13 protein-coding genes are annotated in these 14,333 nt (G+C 73.4%); 5 read left to right on the top strand and 8 right to left on the bottom strand.

Annotated elements, in window-relative coordinates:
- Nucleotides 1-166: 166 nt before the first annotated feature.
- The 3 genes from AOK15_RS20185 to AOK15_RS20175 all read left to right on the top strand — a co-directional run bounded on the left by AOK15_RS20185 (nucleotide 167) and on the right by AOK15_RS20175 (nucleotide 2,566).
- Nucleotides 167-892: a TetR/AcrR family transcriptional regulator gene (locus tag AOK15_RS20185; protein WP_055518836.1), complete on the top strand. Its 726-nt coding sequence runs from the start codon at nucleotides 167-169 to the stop codon at nucleotides 890-892.
- 24 nt (nucleotides 893-916) lie between these two features.
- Nucleotides 917-1,222 (top strand): hypothetical protein, encoded by a 306-nt coding sequence (locus AOK15_RS20180; protein WP_055518834.1) that lies wholly within the window; start codon nucleotides 917-919, stop codon nucleotides 1,220-1,222.
- A gap of 102 nt (nucleotides 1,223-1,324) precedes the next feature.
- Nucleotides 1,325-2,566 carry a C40 family peptidase gene (locus tag AOK15_RS20175; RefSeq protein WP_055518832.1) on the top strand — a complete coding sequence of 414 codons (1,242 nt, stop codon included), beginning with the start codon at nucleotides 1,325-1,327 and terminating at the stop codon, nucleotides 2,564-2,566.
- A gap of 86 nt (nucleotides 2,567-2,652) precedes the next feature.
- On the opposite strand, the gene AOK15_RS20170 is transcribed toward AOK15_RS20175, so the two are convergent.
- The 5 genes from AOK15_RS20170 to AOK15_RS20150 form a co-directional block, all read right to left on the bottom strand.
- A complete protein-coding gene (locus AOK15_RS20170; protein ID WP_055518829.1) occupies nucleotides 2,653-3,891 on the bottom strand; it encodes a styrene monooxygenase/indole monooxygenase family protein in 1,239 nt (412 codons plus the stop codon).
- Between the two features lie 48 nt (nucleotides 3,892-3,939).
- Complete coding sequence (locus AOK15_RS20165; RefSeq protein ID WP_240508510.1) at nucleotides 3,940-4,563, bottom strand: GTP-binding protein; 624 nt, start codon at nucleotides 4,561-4,563, stop codon at nucleotides 3,940-3,942.
- A gap of 115 nt (nucleotides 4,564-4,678) precedes the next feature.
- Nucleotides 4,679-5,179, bottom strand: coding sequence for a DUF742 domain-containing protein (locus tag AOK15_RS20160; RefSeq protein WP_055518824.1), 501 nt, complete (start codon nucleotides 5,177-5,179; stop codon nucleotides 4,679-4,681).
- Complete coding sequence (locus tag AOK15_RS20155) at nucleotides 5,176-5,688, bottom strand: roadblock/LC7 domain-containing protein (protein WP_055518822.1); 513 nt, start codon at nucleotides 5,686-5,688, stop codon at nucleotides 5,176-5,178. The genes AOK15_RS20160 and AOK15_RS20155 overlap by 4 nt, the downstream gene beginning before the upstream one ends.
- Complete coding sequence (locus AOK15_RS20150) at nucleotides 5,685-8,624, bottom strand: sensor histidine kinase (RefSeq protein ID WP_055518820.1); 2,940 nt, start codon at nucleotides 8,622-8,624, stop codon at nucleotides 5,685-5,687. Before AOK15_RS20150 ends, AOK15_RS20155 begins: the two co-directional genes overlap by 4 nt.
- Nucleotides 8,625-8,994: 370 nt before the next feature.
- On the opposite strand from AOK15_RS20150, the gene AOK15_RS20145 reads away from it, so the two are divergent.
- The gene (locus tag AOK15_RS20145) at nucleotides 8,995-9,780 is read left to right on the top strand and encodes a protein phosphatase 2C domain-containing protein (RefSeq protein WP_055518818.1); all 786 of its coding nucleotides are present in this window, start codon (nucleotides 8,995-8,997) and stop codon (nucleotides 9,778-9,780) included.
- A 127-nt stretch (nucleotides 9,781-9,907) separates the two neighbouring features.
- Here AOK15_RS20145 and AOK15_RS20140 read toward each other — a convergent pair whose 3' ends face one another.
- Complete coding sequence (locus tag AOK15_RS20140) at nucleotides 9,908-10,402, bottom strand: MarR family winged helix-turn-helix transcriptional regulator (protein ID WP_055518816.1); 495 nt, start codon at nucleotides 10,400-10,402, stop codon at nucleotides 9,908-9,910.
- Between the two features lie 284 nt (nucleotides 10,403-10,686).
- Entirely contained in the window at nucleotides 10,687-13,089 is a 2,403-nt protein-coding gene (gene lon / locus AOK15_RS20135) for an endopeptidase La (RefSeq protein WP_055518813.1), read from the bottom strand.
- A gap of 215 nt (nucleotides 13,090-13,304) precedes the next feature.
- Here lon and AOK15_RS20130 point away from each other — a divergent pair, with 215 nt between their 5' ends.
- Nucleotides 13,305-13,958 carry a GNAT family N-acetyltransferase gene (locus AOK15_RS20130; protein ID WP_055518811.1) on the top strand — a complete coding sequence of 218 codons (654 nt, stop codon included), beginning with the start codon at nucleotides 13,305-13,307 and terminating at the stop codon, nucleotides 13,956-13,958.
- 30 nt (nucleotides 13,959-13,988) lie between these two features.
- On the opposite strand, the gene AOK15_RS20125 is transcribed toward AOK15_RS20130, so the two are convergent.
- Nucleotides 13,989-14,333: NADAR family protein (locus tag AOK15_RS20125; protein ID WP_157870315.1), on the bottom strand; the 345-nt coding region annotated here is incomplete at its 5' end.

Raw genomic sequence — 14,333 nt, 5'->3', positions numbered from 1 at the left:
CGGGCCGCAGGCCCGTTCCCTTCAGGGGCGCGGGGCGGTGACACTTGCGGCTCCGCCGCGTGGGCGCGACCAGTCCCCACCCACCCGCACCCGCCGACGAAACACGCACCCCCGAGCTGTCAGGCGCCCGGCCCCGAGCCAGCGGCCACGCGACTACCCTGCCGGTATGACGTCCGAGGCCCCCACCCGCGCGTACCGCCGTCTGAGCGTCGAGGAGCGGCGCAGCCAGCTCCTCGACGCGGCCCTGGAACTCTTCGCGCACAACGCCCCGGAGGACGTCTCCCTCGACGACGTCGCGGAGGCGGCCGGGGTCTCCCGCCCCCTCGTCTACCGCTACTTCCCCGGCGGCAAGCAGCAGCTCTACGAGGCCGCCCTCCGCTCGGCCGCCGAGGAGCTGGAGCACTGCTTCGACGAGCCCGCCGAGGGCCCCCTGACCGCCCGGCTGTCCCGCGCCCTCGACCGGTATCTGACCTTCGTCGCCGGGCACGACGCCGGTTTCAGCGCCCTGCTCCAGGGCGGCAGCGTCGTGGAGACGTCACGGGCGACGGCCATCGTGGACGGTGTGCGGCGGGCCGCGGCGGAGCACATCCTGCGGCATCTGGAGGTCGCGGAGCCGGACCTCCGGCTGCGGATGACGGTCCGGATGTGGATCACCGCCGTGGAGGCCGCCTCCCTCATCTGGCTGGACGAGGGAAAGCAGCCGGACATGGCGGAACTGCGGGACTGGCTCGTGGAGCAGTTCGTCGCCTGTGTCACCGTCACCGCCGGCCGGGACCCGCAGACCGCGACCGCCGTGCGCGGCGCCCTCGCGATGGAGGCCGCGAACGGTGCCGTCGGCGCCCTGGCCCGCCGTGTCCTGCCCGTGGTCGGCGACGCCGCCCACCTGCTGTGACACCGGTCCTGTGACACTGGTCGGGTGAAGACACAGGACACCCCTTTCGTCGGCGGCCCCCTGGACGGGCGCGTCCTGCCGGTGCTGCTCGGCATCACCGGGCACCCGCCGAAGACGTACCGGGTCCCCGTGCCCGATCCCGCGGGCGGACCCGACACGGTGCTCGTGTACCGCAGGGTCGACGCCGGGCGGGGCGGGTTCATGCAGCAGCTGTGGAAGTACGAGTACGCGCCGGACGCGGACCCCGGCCGGGGCCCGAAGTGGCCGTGGTCGGGGCCGCGACGGCAATCCGCCACGCCGCCCGAGCGGCCGCCGTCCCCCGACGAGTGACCTCCGCGGGCCGGACGGCCCACCCGGCGCGCGCCCGCCCTCCGCTCCTCCCATCCTGCCGGTGCGAGATGGACGGCCCATCCGCGCACCGGAGGTGATGACGTGTCAGGAAAGGTCCTGCGTCTGGTCCGTACGGCGACGGCCACGGCGGTCGCGGCCGGCACACTCCTCACGACGGCACCCGTCCAGGCCGCGGCGGCCCCGCTGCCGGCGCCGCCGGGCGACTCGGCCGGACCCGCGCCCGACAGCGACACCGCCGCGCCCCCCGCCGACAGCGACACCGCCGGGGCCACCGGCGACGACGACACAGCCGCCGGTGACGCCCGCTCGGTGGCCGGGCTCCTCACCGATCTGCGGCGGCTGTTCCGGGAGGTGGAGGAGGCCACGGAGGCGTACAACGCCACCGAGGAGGAACTGCGCAAGCAGCGGGCGGAGGTGGCGCGTCTCGACCGGCGGCTCAGCGCGGCCCGGCTCTCCCTGCACGACAGCCGGGGCGCCGCGGGACGGCTGGCCCGCCAGCAGTACCAGAACAGCACCACCGACCTCTCCCCGTACGTGCGGCTGCTCCTCGCCCGCGACCCGCACCGCGCGCTGGAGCAGGGCCATGTGATCGGCCAGGTCGCCCAGGAACGCGCGCAGACCGTGCAGCGGATGACCGGCAGCGAGCGGACGACGGACGCGCTCGCCCGCCGGGCGCGCGCCGCCCTCGACCGCCGGCTCACCCTCACCGAGCGCCGCCAGAAGGAACGCGACGCGGTACGCGGCCGTCTCGGCGAGGTCGAGCGGCTCCTCGCCTCCCTCACCTCCGAGCAGCTGGCCGGGATCGAACGGCTGGACCGGAACACGACGGCCGACGCCCAGCGCAAGCTCGTCGCCTCGGGCGCGCTGAGTTCCGTACGGCCGCCGACCCGCACCGGGGCGAAGGCGCTGCGCTACGCGGTCGCCCAGATCGGCAAGCCGTACAAGTGGGGCGCCGAGGGCCCGAAGGCGTACGACTGCTCGGGGCTGACCTCGCGCGCCTGGTCGCACGCCGGACGCCGCATCCCCCGTACCAGCCAGGCCCAGTGGGCCCGTCTCCCGCGCGTCCCCCTCACCAAGCTGCGCCCCGGTGACCTGGTCCTGTACTACCCGAAGGCCACCCATGTCGCGCTCTACCTGGGCAAGGGCCTGGTCGTGCAGGCCCCCCGCCCCGGCACCACCGTCAAGGTCTCCCCGATCGCCGCCAACCCCCTTCTGGGCGCCGTACGCCCCGACCCCAAGGCCAAACCGCTGAAACGGTTCGCCCTCCCGAAACTCCCGAGGACGGCGAAGAAGGGCTCGGACGCGGGCTACAACGTGTGGTGAGGGAGGAGGGGGCCTGTGATGTCGCGTGAGGGGAGGCCGGTGGGCGTCTCCGGCGCGGTGGCCGGGGCCCGTCGCGCCCGCGGCGCTCAGCCGCCCGCGACCTCCGACAGGTACGCCTCGGTCTTCTCCGCCTCGAAGAAGTAGTTCTCGAAGTCGGCCGGGTCGTCGAAGCCGTTGGCGAAGCGGTCGGCCACGCGGGGCAGGGCGCCGGCCGCGCCGATGAGGGTCAGCACGTGCTCCGGCGGCTCCCCGAGCATCGCGTTCGTCCACTTCGTCGCCGGGCCCGCCGTCTGCGCCCAGAACCGTTCGAACGTGCGCCGCATCCACGCCTCGTCGAACTCCGCGTCCCCGTGGTCCAGGATGGCCCGCAGATACGCCGCCGCGCACTTGGACGCCGTGTTGGCGCCCTGCCCGGTGAGCGGATCGTTGGCCACGACCACGTCGGCGACGCCGAAGGCCAGCCCGCCGCCCGGCAGATGGGCGACCGGCTGCCGCACGACGGGGGTGTACCGGCCGGCCAGTACCCCACCCGCGTCGGTGAGTTCGACCCGGCCGGTCCGCGCGTGCTCCCACGGGACGAACCGCTCCATCAGGTCCAGGGTCAGGGCGAGGTGCTCGGCCGGGTCGGTGACGCCCTGGAAGACGTCCACCGGGCCGCCGGGCACCCCCTCCCAGAAGAGCAGGTCCGCCCGCCCGGACGTGGTCAGCGTGGAGGTGACGAAGAGTTCACCGACGCCGGGCACCAGGTTGCAGCGGGCCACCTCGTGGTCGGGGTGCTCGGGGCGGGGCTCCAGTCCGTGGACGTACGCCGCCGCGAGGGAACGCTGCGGCCTGGTGAACGGCGAACGGGCGGCGTCACGGGCGAACATGGAGACCAGCTCGCCCTTGCCCGCGGCGACCAGGACCAGGTCGTAGACCCGGGCGAAGTAGTCGAGGTCGGAGACGGCCGCGCCGTGGACGACCAGTTGGCCGCCCCGCTGGGCGAACGTGTCCAGCCAGCCGGCCATCTTCACCCGCTGGTCGACGGACTGGGCGTACCCGTCGAGCCGCCCGACCCAGTCGACGAGGCGCTCGGCGCCGGGGCCGGAGACGGAGACGCCGATGCCCGTCATCCTCGGCGCCTGGGACTCCCAGAAGTTCAGCCCGAGGTCCCGCTCGTGCTGGAGGGCCGTGTGGAACATGCACTGCGTCGACATGACCCGCCCGTGCCGGATCTCGTCCGCCGTACGGTTGGACATCAGCGTGACCTCGTACCCGTGCGACTGGAGGCCGAGGGCGAGCGGGAGACCGGACTGGCCGGCTCCGACGACGAGTATCTTCCGCATCCGGACTGGTCTCCTACGCCTCTGTGTGCCCCGCGCCCCCCGCCGGGGCTATTCGGGGCTGACGGTTATCGCGTGGCCGCAGAGCGCGAGCAGGGTCTCCAGCACCGAGGCCCGGTTCCGCGCGTCCATGATCATGACAGGTACATGGGCGGGCACGGTCAGCGCGTCCCGTACGTCCTCCGGCTCGTAGCGGTCGCTGTCGTCGAACTCGTTGACGGCGACGATGTACGGCAGGCCGCAGCTCTCGAAGTAGTCGAGCGCGGGGAAGCAGTCCGTGAGACGGCGGGTGTCGGCGAGGACGATGGCGCCGATCGCGCCGCGCACCAGGTCGTCCCACATGAACCAGAACCGCTCCTGGCCGGGCGTGCCGAACAGGTAGAGGACGAGGTCGTCGTCGAGGGTGATGCGGCCGTAGTCCATGGCCACGGTGGTGGTGATCTTCTCCGGGGTCGCGGAGAGGTCGTCCGTGGCGGCGCTGGCCTCGGTCATCAGGGCCTCGGTGCGCAGCGGGGTGATCTCGGAGACCGCGCCGACGAGGGTGGTCTTGCCGACGCCGAAACCGCCCGCCACCACGATCTTGGTGGCGATGGGGGCACGGGACAGGTCGGCCTGCCAGGGTTTCAGGTCCTCCTCGGGCTCCGGCTCGTACCGGGGCGCGGGCGCCCCGGCCAGGCGGTCGAGACCGCGGGAGGCGGCCCGGGCGAAGCCGCCGGGCCGGGGGGCGTCGACGGTGACGCCCGGGGTGACGCCGTGCGAGGCGTCGGGGGTGACGCCTGGCGAGGCGGCGTCAGAGACTGCGGAGTCCACTCAGCACCCTTTCCAGCAGAGCGCGGTCCGGCTGTCCCGGGCCGTGACCTGTTCCGTACACACGGATCTTTCCCTGGTCCGCGAGATCGCTGAGGAGGACGCGGACCACGCCGAGCGGCATCTTGAGCAGCGCGGCGATCTCCGCCACCGTCCGCATACGGCGGCAGAGTTCGACGATGGCCCGCACCTCGGGCATCACCTTGCCGGTGAGGGAGCCTCCCCCGCTGCCGGACGTGTGGGCGGTGTGCCCGTCCGGCTCCGGCCTGTCGGCCGGGGCTTCGAGCACGGCGACGAAGGTCTCGACGAGGAGCACATGACCGAAGCGGGTGCGGCCACCCGTCAGGGAGTAGGGGCGTACGCGGGCGGGTTTGCGGTCCCCGCCGCGCGTCGGGAGTCTTTTGTGGGGGCTCCGCTGCGGGCCCGGCTTCCTCGCAGAGCCCGGCTTGGGGGCGCGCGCCCTCGTCTTCTTGGCGCCGCTCATCGCCTGCTCCCGGCCGCCTCGATCTCCTCGGCCTCCAGGGACTTGCGCAGTTCGCTGCGGAGTTCGGGCGTGAGGACGTGTCCGGCGCGGCCGACGAAGAGGGCCATGTGGTACGCGACCACGCTCATGTCGCAGTCCGGGGAGCCGTGGACGCCGAGCAGCGAGCCGTCGCTGATCGACATCACGAAGAGGCTGCCCTCGTCCATCGCGACCATCGTCTGCTTGACCCCGCCGAACTCCATCAGCTTGGCGGCGCCGATGGTGAGGCTGCCGATGCCGGAGACGATGGTGGCGAGGTCGGCGGCGGAGCCCCGGGGGCCCTGGGGCCGTTCGCCCTGGGCCTCGCGGGCCTCGGCGTTGCGGCCGGGGTCGGAGGAGAGCAGCAGCAGACCGTCGGAGGAGACCACCGCGACCGACAGCAGTCCCGGCACCTCCTCGACGAGGTTGGTCAGCAGCCAGTGCAGGTTGCGGGCTTCACTGCTCAAGCCGAAGGTACTGGGCGCGGTCAACTGCTTGCCTCCTCGGAAGTGCCCCCCGTGGTGTCAACTGCCTCTGTCCGGTACTCCTGTGGCTCGGGTGCCCGTGTCTCGCCCGACTGCTCGGCGATCTCCGCCTCGACGTCACGGCGTCCCTCCCTGGCCCCCTGGTGGAACCCGCCGAGCCGACGCCTGAGCTCGTCGGCGTTCACGCCCCCCGCACGCGGCCTGGGGGTCGTGGGCACGGGCGCGGTGATCCGGGGCGTGCGCTTGGGCAGGCCCTTGTCGGTGAGGCGCGGGGCCTTCGCCGATGTGCGCGCCGCGTCCCCCTCGTCGGCGGCACGCTCATGGGTGTCGGGGCCGATGGTGTACGGGTCGTCGGTGTCCTCGTCGGCGGCCTGCTCCGGGACCACGGGAGCGAACAGCTCCATGGTGGTCTCGGAGACGGACTCCGCCGGGGCCCCCGGCGGGTCCTCCCGTACGTCGTCGTCCTCGTCGTCCCCGGCCGTGTCCGCGTTCCCCGCGCGGACCGCCGAGTCGGTGTCCGTGGCCGTGTCCGCGTTCCCCGCGCGGACGGCCGTGTCCGTGTCTGTGTCTGCGGTCGCGTCCCCGTCCGTGGCGGGTGCGGTGTCCTCGTCGTCCGCCGTGGCGGCCGCGTTCCCCGCGCGGCGGGCGGTGTCGGCGGCGTCCCGGGCGAGCAGCGCCCGTTCCGCGGCCTCGATCAGCGGGTCGCCGTCGCCCTCGGGTTCGCGGACGGCGACGGAGCGGGCGGGCAGGGCACCGTCGTTGATCTCGGCGGCGATGCCGGGCAGCGACAGCACGGGCCCGGCGGTGGGCGCCGGACCGGCGGTGGGCGGGGCCGGTGTCGTGGCAAGCAGCGTCGTGGGCAGGACGACGACCGCGGCGGTGCCGCCCGGTGTGTGCTCCTGGAGCCGGACCCGGGCGCCGATCCGGTGGGCGAGGCGGGCCACCACGTAGAGGCCGAGGCCGAGGTCCTCGCCGTCCTCCTGGTCGTAGGGGGCGTCGGGGTCGAAGTCGGTGAGGCGGGCGTTGAGCTTCGCGAGCCGGTCGGCGGGGATGCCGATGCCGCCGTCCTGGACGGAGACGGTGACCTCGCCGTTCTCCGTCAGCCGGCCGGAGACCTCGACGCTCATCTCCGGCGGCGAGAACGTCGTGCCGTTCTCCAGGAGTTCGGCGAGGAGGTGGCTGAGGTCGTCGGCGGCGAACCCGGCGATGTGCGCGCTCGGCGGCAGCGCGGCGATACGGACCCGCTCGTAGCGCTCGATCTCGCTGACCGCGGCGCGCACGACGTCGACCAGCGGGACGCCTCCGGCGTGGTGCTGGATGTGCTCGTGGCCGGCGAGGACGAGGAGGTTCTCGCTGTGGCGGCGCATGACGGTCGCGAAGTGGTCGAGCTTGAAGAGGGTGGCGAGCCGGTCGGGGTCCTGCTCGCGCTCCTCCAGGGACTCGATGACGGCGAGCTGCCGTTCGACGAGGCCGAGGGTGCGCAGGGCGAGGTTGACGAACGTGCCGTTGATGCTGTGCTGGATCCTGCCCAGGTGGGCGCCGGCCTCGGCGAGTTCGGCGCGCAGCCGGTCGCGTTCGTCGGCCATGGTCTGACGCTGGCCGATGAGGTGCTTGCGGTCGCCCTCCAGGGGCGCGAGCCGCTCGTGCAGGGCGAGGGCGTGCGCGTGGAGCGCGTTCACGGAGCGGACGACCTGGGCGAACTCGTCGTTGCGGCCGGTGAACTTGACCGGTTCCTCGGCGAGGGGGTCACCGGCGACGCGGGCGGAGCCGATGCGCAGCACCGCGAGCGGGCGGGTGAGCGAGCGTGCCATGCCGGTGGCGACACCGACGGCGAGGAGCATCAGCGCGCCGAGGAGCGCGACCCGGATCTCCAGCGCGGTGACGTCGTCGTCGCGCAGGTGGGCGAGGTCCTTGGTGCGCCGGTCGTAGAGGGAGGACTCGGCGCCGCGCATCAGGTCGACACGGGCGGAGAGCGCGACGTCGACCTTGGGGGCGCTGGTGGTCTTCTCGTCGTCGGAGAGGGTGGGCTGGTCGGTGAGGCGCGTGAGGTACTTCTCGGCGGTGTCGGCCTCGGGGCCGGTGACCGTGGCGTCGTACGAGGAGCGGGCGCCGGCGGGCGCGGTCTCGCGGAAGTGGGCGAGGGCGGCGTCGGAGCGGACGCGGGCCTGCTGGGCGGCGGCACCGAGGGCGTCGCGCTGCTTGTCGTCGGCGGCGGAGGAGCCGGTCGTGGTGGTGGGCAGCCCGGTGGCCGGGTCGATGACGGTCTGCGTGGTGCTCGGGACGCTGAGCGCGGCGACGAGCAGCCCGCGGGCGGCGGCGGCCTGCTGGACGGCGGTGTCGAGTTCGGCGAGGGCGTACGCCCCGCCGCCCGCGCGGGGCGGCAGCTGCTGGGCGAGTTCCTCGGCGAGCGCGTGGAGTTCGGTGACGACGGCGCTGTACGCCTGGTGCGCTTCGAGAGCGGTGCTCTTGCCGGAGAGCGCCGCTTTCCGTACGGCGGCGATGGACCGGATGTCCTCGCGCAGCGCGGTGGAGGTGTCGGTGTCGGCGCTCAGCTCCGCGACCTGACGGTCGACGCGGTCGGCGCGCGCCTCGTCGGGGGCGGCCGACTTGGGCCGTCCGGCGGCGATGTACGCGGTGACCTCGTCACGCTCGTCGGCGAGCGCGTGGGCGAGGGTGAGCGTCTCCTGGGTCTGCTCGGCGAGCGTGACCAGGGACTGGGTGGCGTGCAGTTGCTCCGAGGCGGCGAGGACCGAGGGCGATCCGGCGCCCGCGATGGCGGCGGCCACGACGGCCACGGCGATGATGAGCCGGTTGCGTACGTGCGCCTTGCGCCCGGTGCCGACGGTGGGGGCCTGCTGCGCCGTCCCCTGCTGGTTCGGGGAGGCCGCGGAGGCCTTCGAAGCTGCCTTCTTGCCTGCGCGCCGAGGCCGCGTCTTCTGCACCGGTGCTCGCATTCCTGACTCGTTTACCCATGGGCCCGGGTGACGTTCCGTCAACTTGTGAGCGTCCCCCCGGTACGGCTCCCGACCCTCCCAGTGCCGGTGGGTGGTGGTCCCGCATCATCAGTCCCGCCACCCGAAGGAGTGAACATCGCCGGGGAGTTGGCGGGCAAGTTCCCCCGGCTCGTGCCGATGCCCCGCCCGGTCGGCCGGTTGGACGTCGGCGACGCGCTTTGGCAGTATTCGCCGCCGCGCTTCCCCACTCACGGTCATTCCATGCCAAACCCGGCGCCCGGGCTGGAGGGTCCGGGTCGTACGGCGACCATTGTCGGCCTTTCGCGGATCTTGTGGAGGGCTCGTGCAGACTGGCCGAATGCGTACGGAACTCGTCTCTGAGCCCGGCCACCCCTCCCGCCCCAACGAGGACTTCGCGTCGGTCGCGCTTCCCGCCGGGGGACAGGGCGGTGCCGTGGTCCTCCTCGACGGCGTGACGCCACCGCCCGCCGACTACGGCTGTCGACATTCGGTCGCATGGTTCACCTCCCGCCTCGGCGGCGCGCTGACCGAACTGTCCCTTTCGGAACGGGATTCGCCCCTGGCCGCCGTTCTTGCGCAGGCCATCTCTCGTACCGCCCGGACGCACGCCCAAACCTGTGACCTTTCTCACCCAAGAACCCCGCAGGCCACAGTGGTTCTGGCGCGGTGGTCGGCGCGGACGCTGGAGTACCTGGTCCTTTCCGACTCGGCACTGCTGTTCGAGGCGCCGGACGGGCTGGTGACGACGGTGCTGGACGACCGTCTGTCCCGGCTCCCGCGGGCCTCCCTCGCCACCGCCGCGATCGCCGACTCGACGGTCCGCAACAAGGAGGGCGGCTTCTGGACGGCGGCGGCCGATCCGGCCGTGGCGGCGCGGGCGGTGACGGGGATCGTCCCGCGCGAACGGGTCCGGTCCGTGGCCGCCTTGACCGACGGGGCCACCCGCTGGGTCGACATGTTCCGCGAGGGCGGCTGGGAGGACTGCTTCACGTACCTGCGCAAGGAGGGCGCGGCCGCCCTGGTGGAGCGGGTGCGGGACCTGGAGGACGCCGACACCGAACGCCGCTTCCTCGGCCGGGCGAAGACCCACGACGACGCGAGCGTGGTGTTCGCGGAGCTGTGAGGCGGCGGAAAGGCGCGGGCACGTGGAGGCGTGCCGGCGCGGGCCGGTGATCGGCGACGCCCTGAAGCCCGCCGCCGAGGGGTCCTGGTGAGGCGCCGTCACCCGGCCCGGCGCGCCGTTCGCGGCGTCAGCCGTCGACGCCCCGGTTCAGCTGGTGCAGGAGTCGCGCGAGTTGGGCCACCTCGTCCCGGTCCCAGTCGGCCAGTTGCCGTACGTAGGCCACCCGCCGGGCGTCGCGCACCGCGCGGAACCGCGCCCGCCCCTCGTCCGTGAGGTGGACGAGCCAGGCGCGGCCGTCAGCCGGGTCGGGTTCGCGGGCGATGAGGCCGAGGTGTTCGAGGGCGCGCAGCTGACGGGACATCGTGGCCTTGCCGACGCCGATGTACGCGGCGAGCTCCGTGGCGCGCAGCCGTCCCGTCTCGTCGAGCCGGGCGAGGAGGCCGTACGCGGCGGACTCCAGGTCCGGGTGGACCGCCCGGGCCATCTCGCCGGACTTGGCGCGGGCGCGCCGCAGCAGAACCGTCAGCTCCCGCTCCAGCGCGAGGAACGCCTGGTCCATGCCGCCGGTCGGCGTCGCGGGCCCGTTGTCGCCCTGGCCGCCGTTTCCGCCCTCGTCCTGCACGTCAGCGCTCCTGATCCCGGTTCCGCGTCGCCGAAGAGTTGCCCAAAGTTTCCGCCGCGGACCGCCGTCACGGGCGGCGCCGTAAGTATTCCGCAGGTGGGCGGTGACGCGGACCGCCGGGAACGCGCGTGTGACGGCGGTGCCCCTGGCGGGGCCGCCCAAGGGAGAGGCCCGGGCCTCCCTCACGGGACCCGGGCCTTCCCTCGTCCGGCGGATGTCCGTCACGTCACCGCCGGAGCTCGGGGGCCGTCCGTGTGCCGGGCGGCCGTACTGTCGTGCGGCCGTCAGGCGGCCGCCGGGACCGCCACCTCCGCGGGGGCGAGGGCCAGTTCCAGCACCTGCCGGACGTCGGTGACGGCGTGGACCTCCAGCTTGTCGAGGACCTCGGCGGGGACGTCGTCCAGGTCGGCCTCGTTGCGCTTGGGGATGATCACCGTGGTGACCCCGGCCCGGTGCGCGGCGAGCAGCTTCTGCTTGACGCCGCCGATGGGCAGGACCCGCCCGGTGAGCGAGACCTCACCGGTCATCGCCACGTCCGTGCGGACCAGCCGGCCGGACAGCAGCGAGGCCAGGGCCGTCGTCATGGTGACTCCGGCGCTCGGTCCGTCCTTGGGCACCGCGCCCGCCGGGAAGTGGATGTGCACGCCCCGGTCCTTCAGATCGGCGACGGGCAGTTCCAGTTCGGCGCCGTGCGAGCGCAGGAAGGAGAGCGCGATCTGTGCGGACTCCTTCATCACGTCGCCCAGCTGCCCGGTGAGCGTCAGTCCCGCCGCGCCCGTCTCCGGGTCCGCCAGCGACGCCTCGACGTAGAGGACGTCGCCGCCTGCACCGGTGACCGCGAGCCCCGTTGCGACACCGGGGACGGCCGTGCGCCGCTCCGCCGGGTCCTGGGCGGACTCGGGCACGTGGTGCGGACGTCCGATCAGTGCGCGCAGGTCGGCGTCGGTGACGGTGAACGGCAGCTTCCGCTCGCCCAGTTCGTGCTGGGCGGCCACCTTGCGCAGCAGCCGGGCGACCGACCGCTCCAGGTTCCGCACCCCGGCCTCGCGGGTGTACTCGCCGGCGAGTTTGCGCAGCGCGCTCTCGTCGAGGGTGACCTCGTCGGCGTCGAGGCCGGCCCGCTCCAGCTGCCGCGGCAGCAGGTGGTCCCGGGCGATGACGACCTTCTCGTCCTCCGTGTAGCCGTCCAGCCGGACGAGTTCCATACGGTCGAGCAGCGCCTCGGGGATGGCCTCCAGGACGTTCGCCGTGGCGAGGAAGACGACGTCGCTCAGGTCCAGCTCGACCTCCAGGTAGTGGTCCCGGAAGGTGTGGTTCTGCGCCGGGTCGAGGACCTCCAGCAGTGCCGCGGCCGGGTCGCCCCGGAAGTCTGAGCCGACCTTGTCGATCTCGTCGAGCAGGACGACGGGGTTCATCGACCCCGCCTCCTTGATGGCGCGGACGATACGGCCGGGCAGCGCGCCCACGTAGGTGCGCCGGTGGCCGCGGATCTCCGCCTCGTCCCGTACGCCACCGAGGGCGACCCGGACGAACTTCCGCCCCATGGCGTGCGCCACGGACTCGCCGAGGCTGGTCTTGCCGACGCCGGGCGGCCCGACGAGGGCGAGCACGGCGCCGCCGCGTCGGCCGCCGACGACACCGAGCCCGCGGTCGGAGCGCCGCTTGCGCACGGCGAGGTACTCGGTGATCCGCTCCTTCACGTCCTCCAGGCCGGCGTGCTCGGCGTCCAGGACGCCCTTCGCGCCCTGGATGTCGTAGGCGTCCTCGGTCCGCTCGTTCCAGGGCAGTTCGAGCACGGTGTCGAGCCAGGTGCGGATCCAGCCGCCCTCGGGGGACTGGTCGCTGGACCGCTCCAGCTTGTCGACCTCCTTGAGCGCGGCCTCCCGCACCCTCTCGGGCAGGTCGGCGGCCTCGACACGGGCGCGGTAGTCGTCGGACTCCTCGCCCTCCTTCTCGCCGTTGAGCTCGCGCAGTTCCTTGCGGACGGCTTCGAGCTGACGTCGCAGCAGGAACTCCCGCTGCTGCTTGTCGACGCCCTCCTGGACGTCCTTGGCGATGGTCTCGGCGACGTCCTGCTCGGCGAGGTGGTCGCGGAGCTGCTGCGTGGCGAGCTTCAGCCGGGCGACCGGGTCGGCCGTCTCCAGCAGCAGCACCTTCTGCTCGGTCGTCAGGAACGGCGAGTAGCCGGAGTTGTCGGCCAGCGCGGAGACGTCGTCGATCGCCTGCACACGGTCCACGACCTGCCAGGCGCCGCGCTTGCGCAGCCAGCTGCTGGCCAGGGCCTTGTACTCGGTGACCAGTTCGGCGACATGGCCGGGCAACGGCTCCGGCACGCTCTCCTCGACGCGGGTCCCCTCGACCCACAGCGCGGCACCGGGCCCGGTGGTCCCGGCCCCGATCTTCACGCGGCCGCGTCCCCGGATCAGCGCGCCCGGGTCGCCGTCGGCCAGCCGGCCCACCTGCTCGACGGTGCCGAGCACACCCGTGGCCGCGTACGCGCCGTCGATCCGCGGCACCAGCAGCACCCTCGGCTTGCCGCGCTCCGCCCGCGCCGCCGCCTGCGCGGCCTCCACCGCGGCCCGTACATCCGTGTCATTGAGGTCCAGCGGCACCACCATGCCGGGCAGCACGACCTCGTCGTCGAGCGGCAGTACGGGCAGGGTGAGCGGTGCGGACATCGAAGCCATGATCTCTCCCTCGGCATTCAAGTTGAGCTATGCCGACTCAATGCACATGAGCCCGTGGATGTTCCCCGAGGGCCGGGCCGTTCGCTGTGGGCGATCAGGGACGACCCGACGCAGGGGCGGCGACCCGCTGACACACACACCTCTCACGTAATAGCCTGATTGTCGATGCACCTATTACAGACGAATGGACGTGCCACACCTACACGGGGGCGACAGTGGACGGAATCGTGCGGGCCTGGGTCGACGGCTGGGTCGTCTCGCGGGGCGCGGCGCCCCCGGTCGTGGAGCCCTGGGGCTGGACGATCGACAACGGAACGGCCGCCCATGTCACCCGCCACGTCCTCGCGGGGACCCATGACGACATCGAGGAGGAGACGGTCCGGAAGGTGGCCGGCGCGGTCACCGGGGCCGGGGTGTGGCTCAAGGTCTTCGCCGACGCGTCGCGAGTCGCCCCCTGCCTGGGCGAGGGTTGGTGGGTCGACCCCGAGCCTGGCTGGCTGATGACCGCACCGCTGGGGGCACCGGAAGGCCCGGCCGCCACCGCCCCGGAGGGTTACCGCCTGCGCGTCTGGGCCCGGGGAGGCGTGATCCGCGCGATGGTCGCCGCACCGGACGGCTCGTGGGCCGCTCGCGGCCAGATCGCCCCGACCGGGCGGACCGCGGTCGTCGACCAGATAGAGACCTCCGGGTCCCACCGCCGCCGGGGCCTCGGCACGCTCGTCATGCGCGCCCTGACCAGGGCGGCGTTCGAGGAGGGCGCGGAGGTCGGCGTACTGGGCGGGACACCGGACGGCCGGGCCCTGTACGCGTCCCTCGGCTGGACGACGGTCGCCCCGCTGACGAGCGCGCGATTCGACGGCCGGCAGTGAGACGACCGACCTGCCGTGCGGGGGCGCGGATCACCGCCCGGGGCGGCGGCCGTCGCCGTCCGGGGTCTCGGCGTGTTCGGCGTGTTCGGCGAGTTCGGTGCGCAGCTGGTGACGGGTGCGGACCAGAATCCGCCCGAGCATGTTCTTGCCGTTCCCGGTCCTGCCCCGGCCCCAGTAGTGGTCGGTGGTGGTGTCTTCGACGATCTCCTCGTCACCGGTGGACAGCAGGATGTGCCGGATATCGGCATGCGCGCGGAACTTGGCCGCCACCGCACAGCGCATCACGTCGTCCTTGACCCGCTCCCAGTCCCTGCGCAGCGGTGTGGACGAGTCACGGCCCAACTCCGCCGCCCGCAACGGCGTGCGCGCACGCCG

The organism is Streptomyces ossamyceticus (assembly GCF_001418475.1).
In the GTDB taxonomy this organism is placed as follows: Bacteria; Actinomycetota; Actinomycetes; order Streptomycetales; family Streptomycetaceae; genus Streptomyces; species Streptomyces ossamyceticus.
The sequence above is the reverse complement of the archived record's forward strand: the minus strand, read 5'-3'. Positions and strand labels throughout refer to the sequence as shown.

Coding starts and splice junctions, on each gene's coding strand:
- AOK15_RS20160 (WP_055518824.1), bottom strand. CDS start 5,179: ATGAGCGGCGCCAAGAAGACGAGGGCGCGCGCCCCCAAGCCGGGCTCT.
- AOK15_RS20145 (WP_055518818.1), top strand. CDS start 8,995: ATGCGTACGGAACTCGTCTCTGAGCCCGGCCACCCCTCCCGCCCCAAC.
- lon (WP_055518813.1), bottom strand. CDS start 13,089: ATGGCTTCGATGTCCGCACCGCTCACCCTGCCCGTACTGCCGCTCGAC.
- AOK15_RS20170 (WP_055518829.1), bottom strand. CDS start 3,891: ATGCGGAAGATACTCGTCGTCGGAGCCGGCCAGTCCGGTCTCCCGCTC.
- AOK15_RS20185 (WP_055518836.1), top strand. CDS start 167: ATGACGTCCGAGGCCCCCACCCGCGCGTACCGCCGTCTGAGCGTCGAG.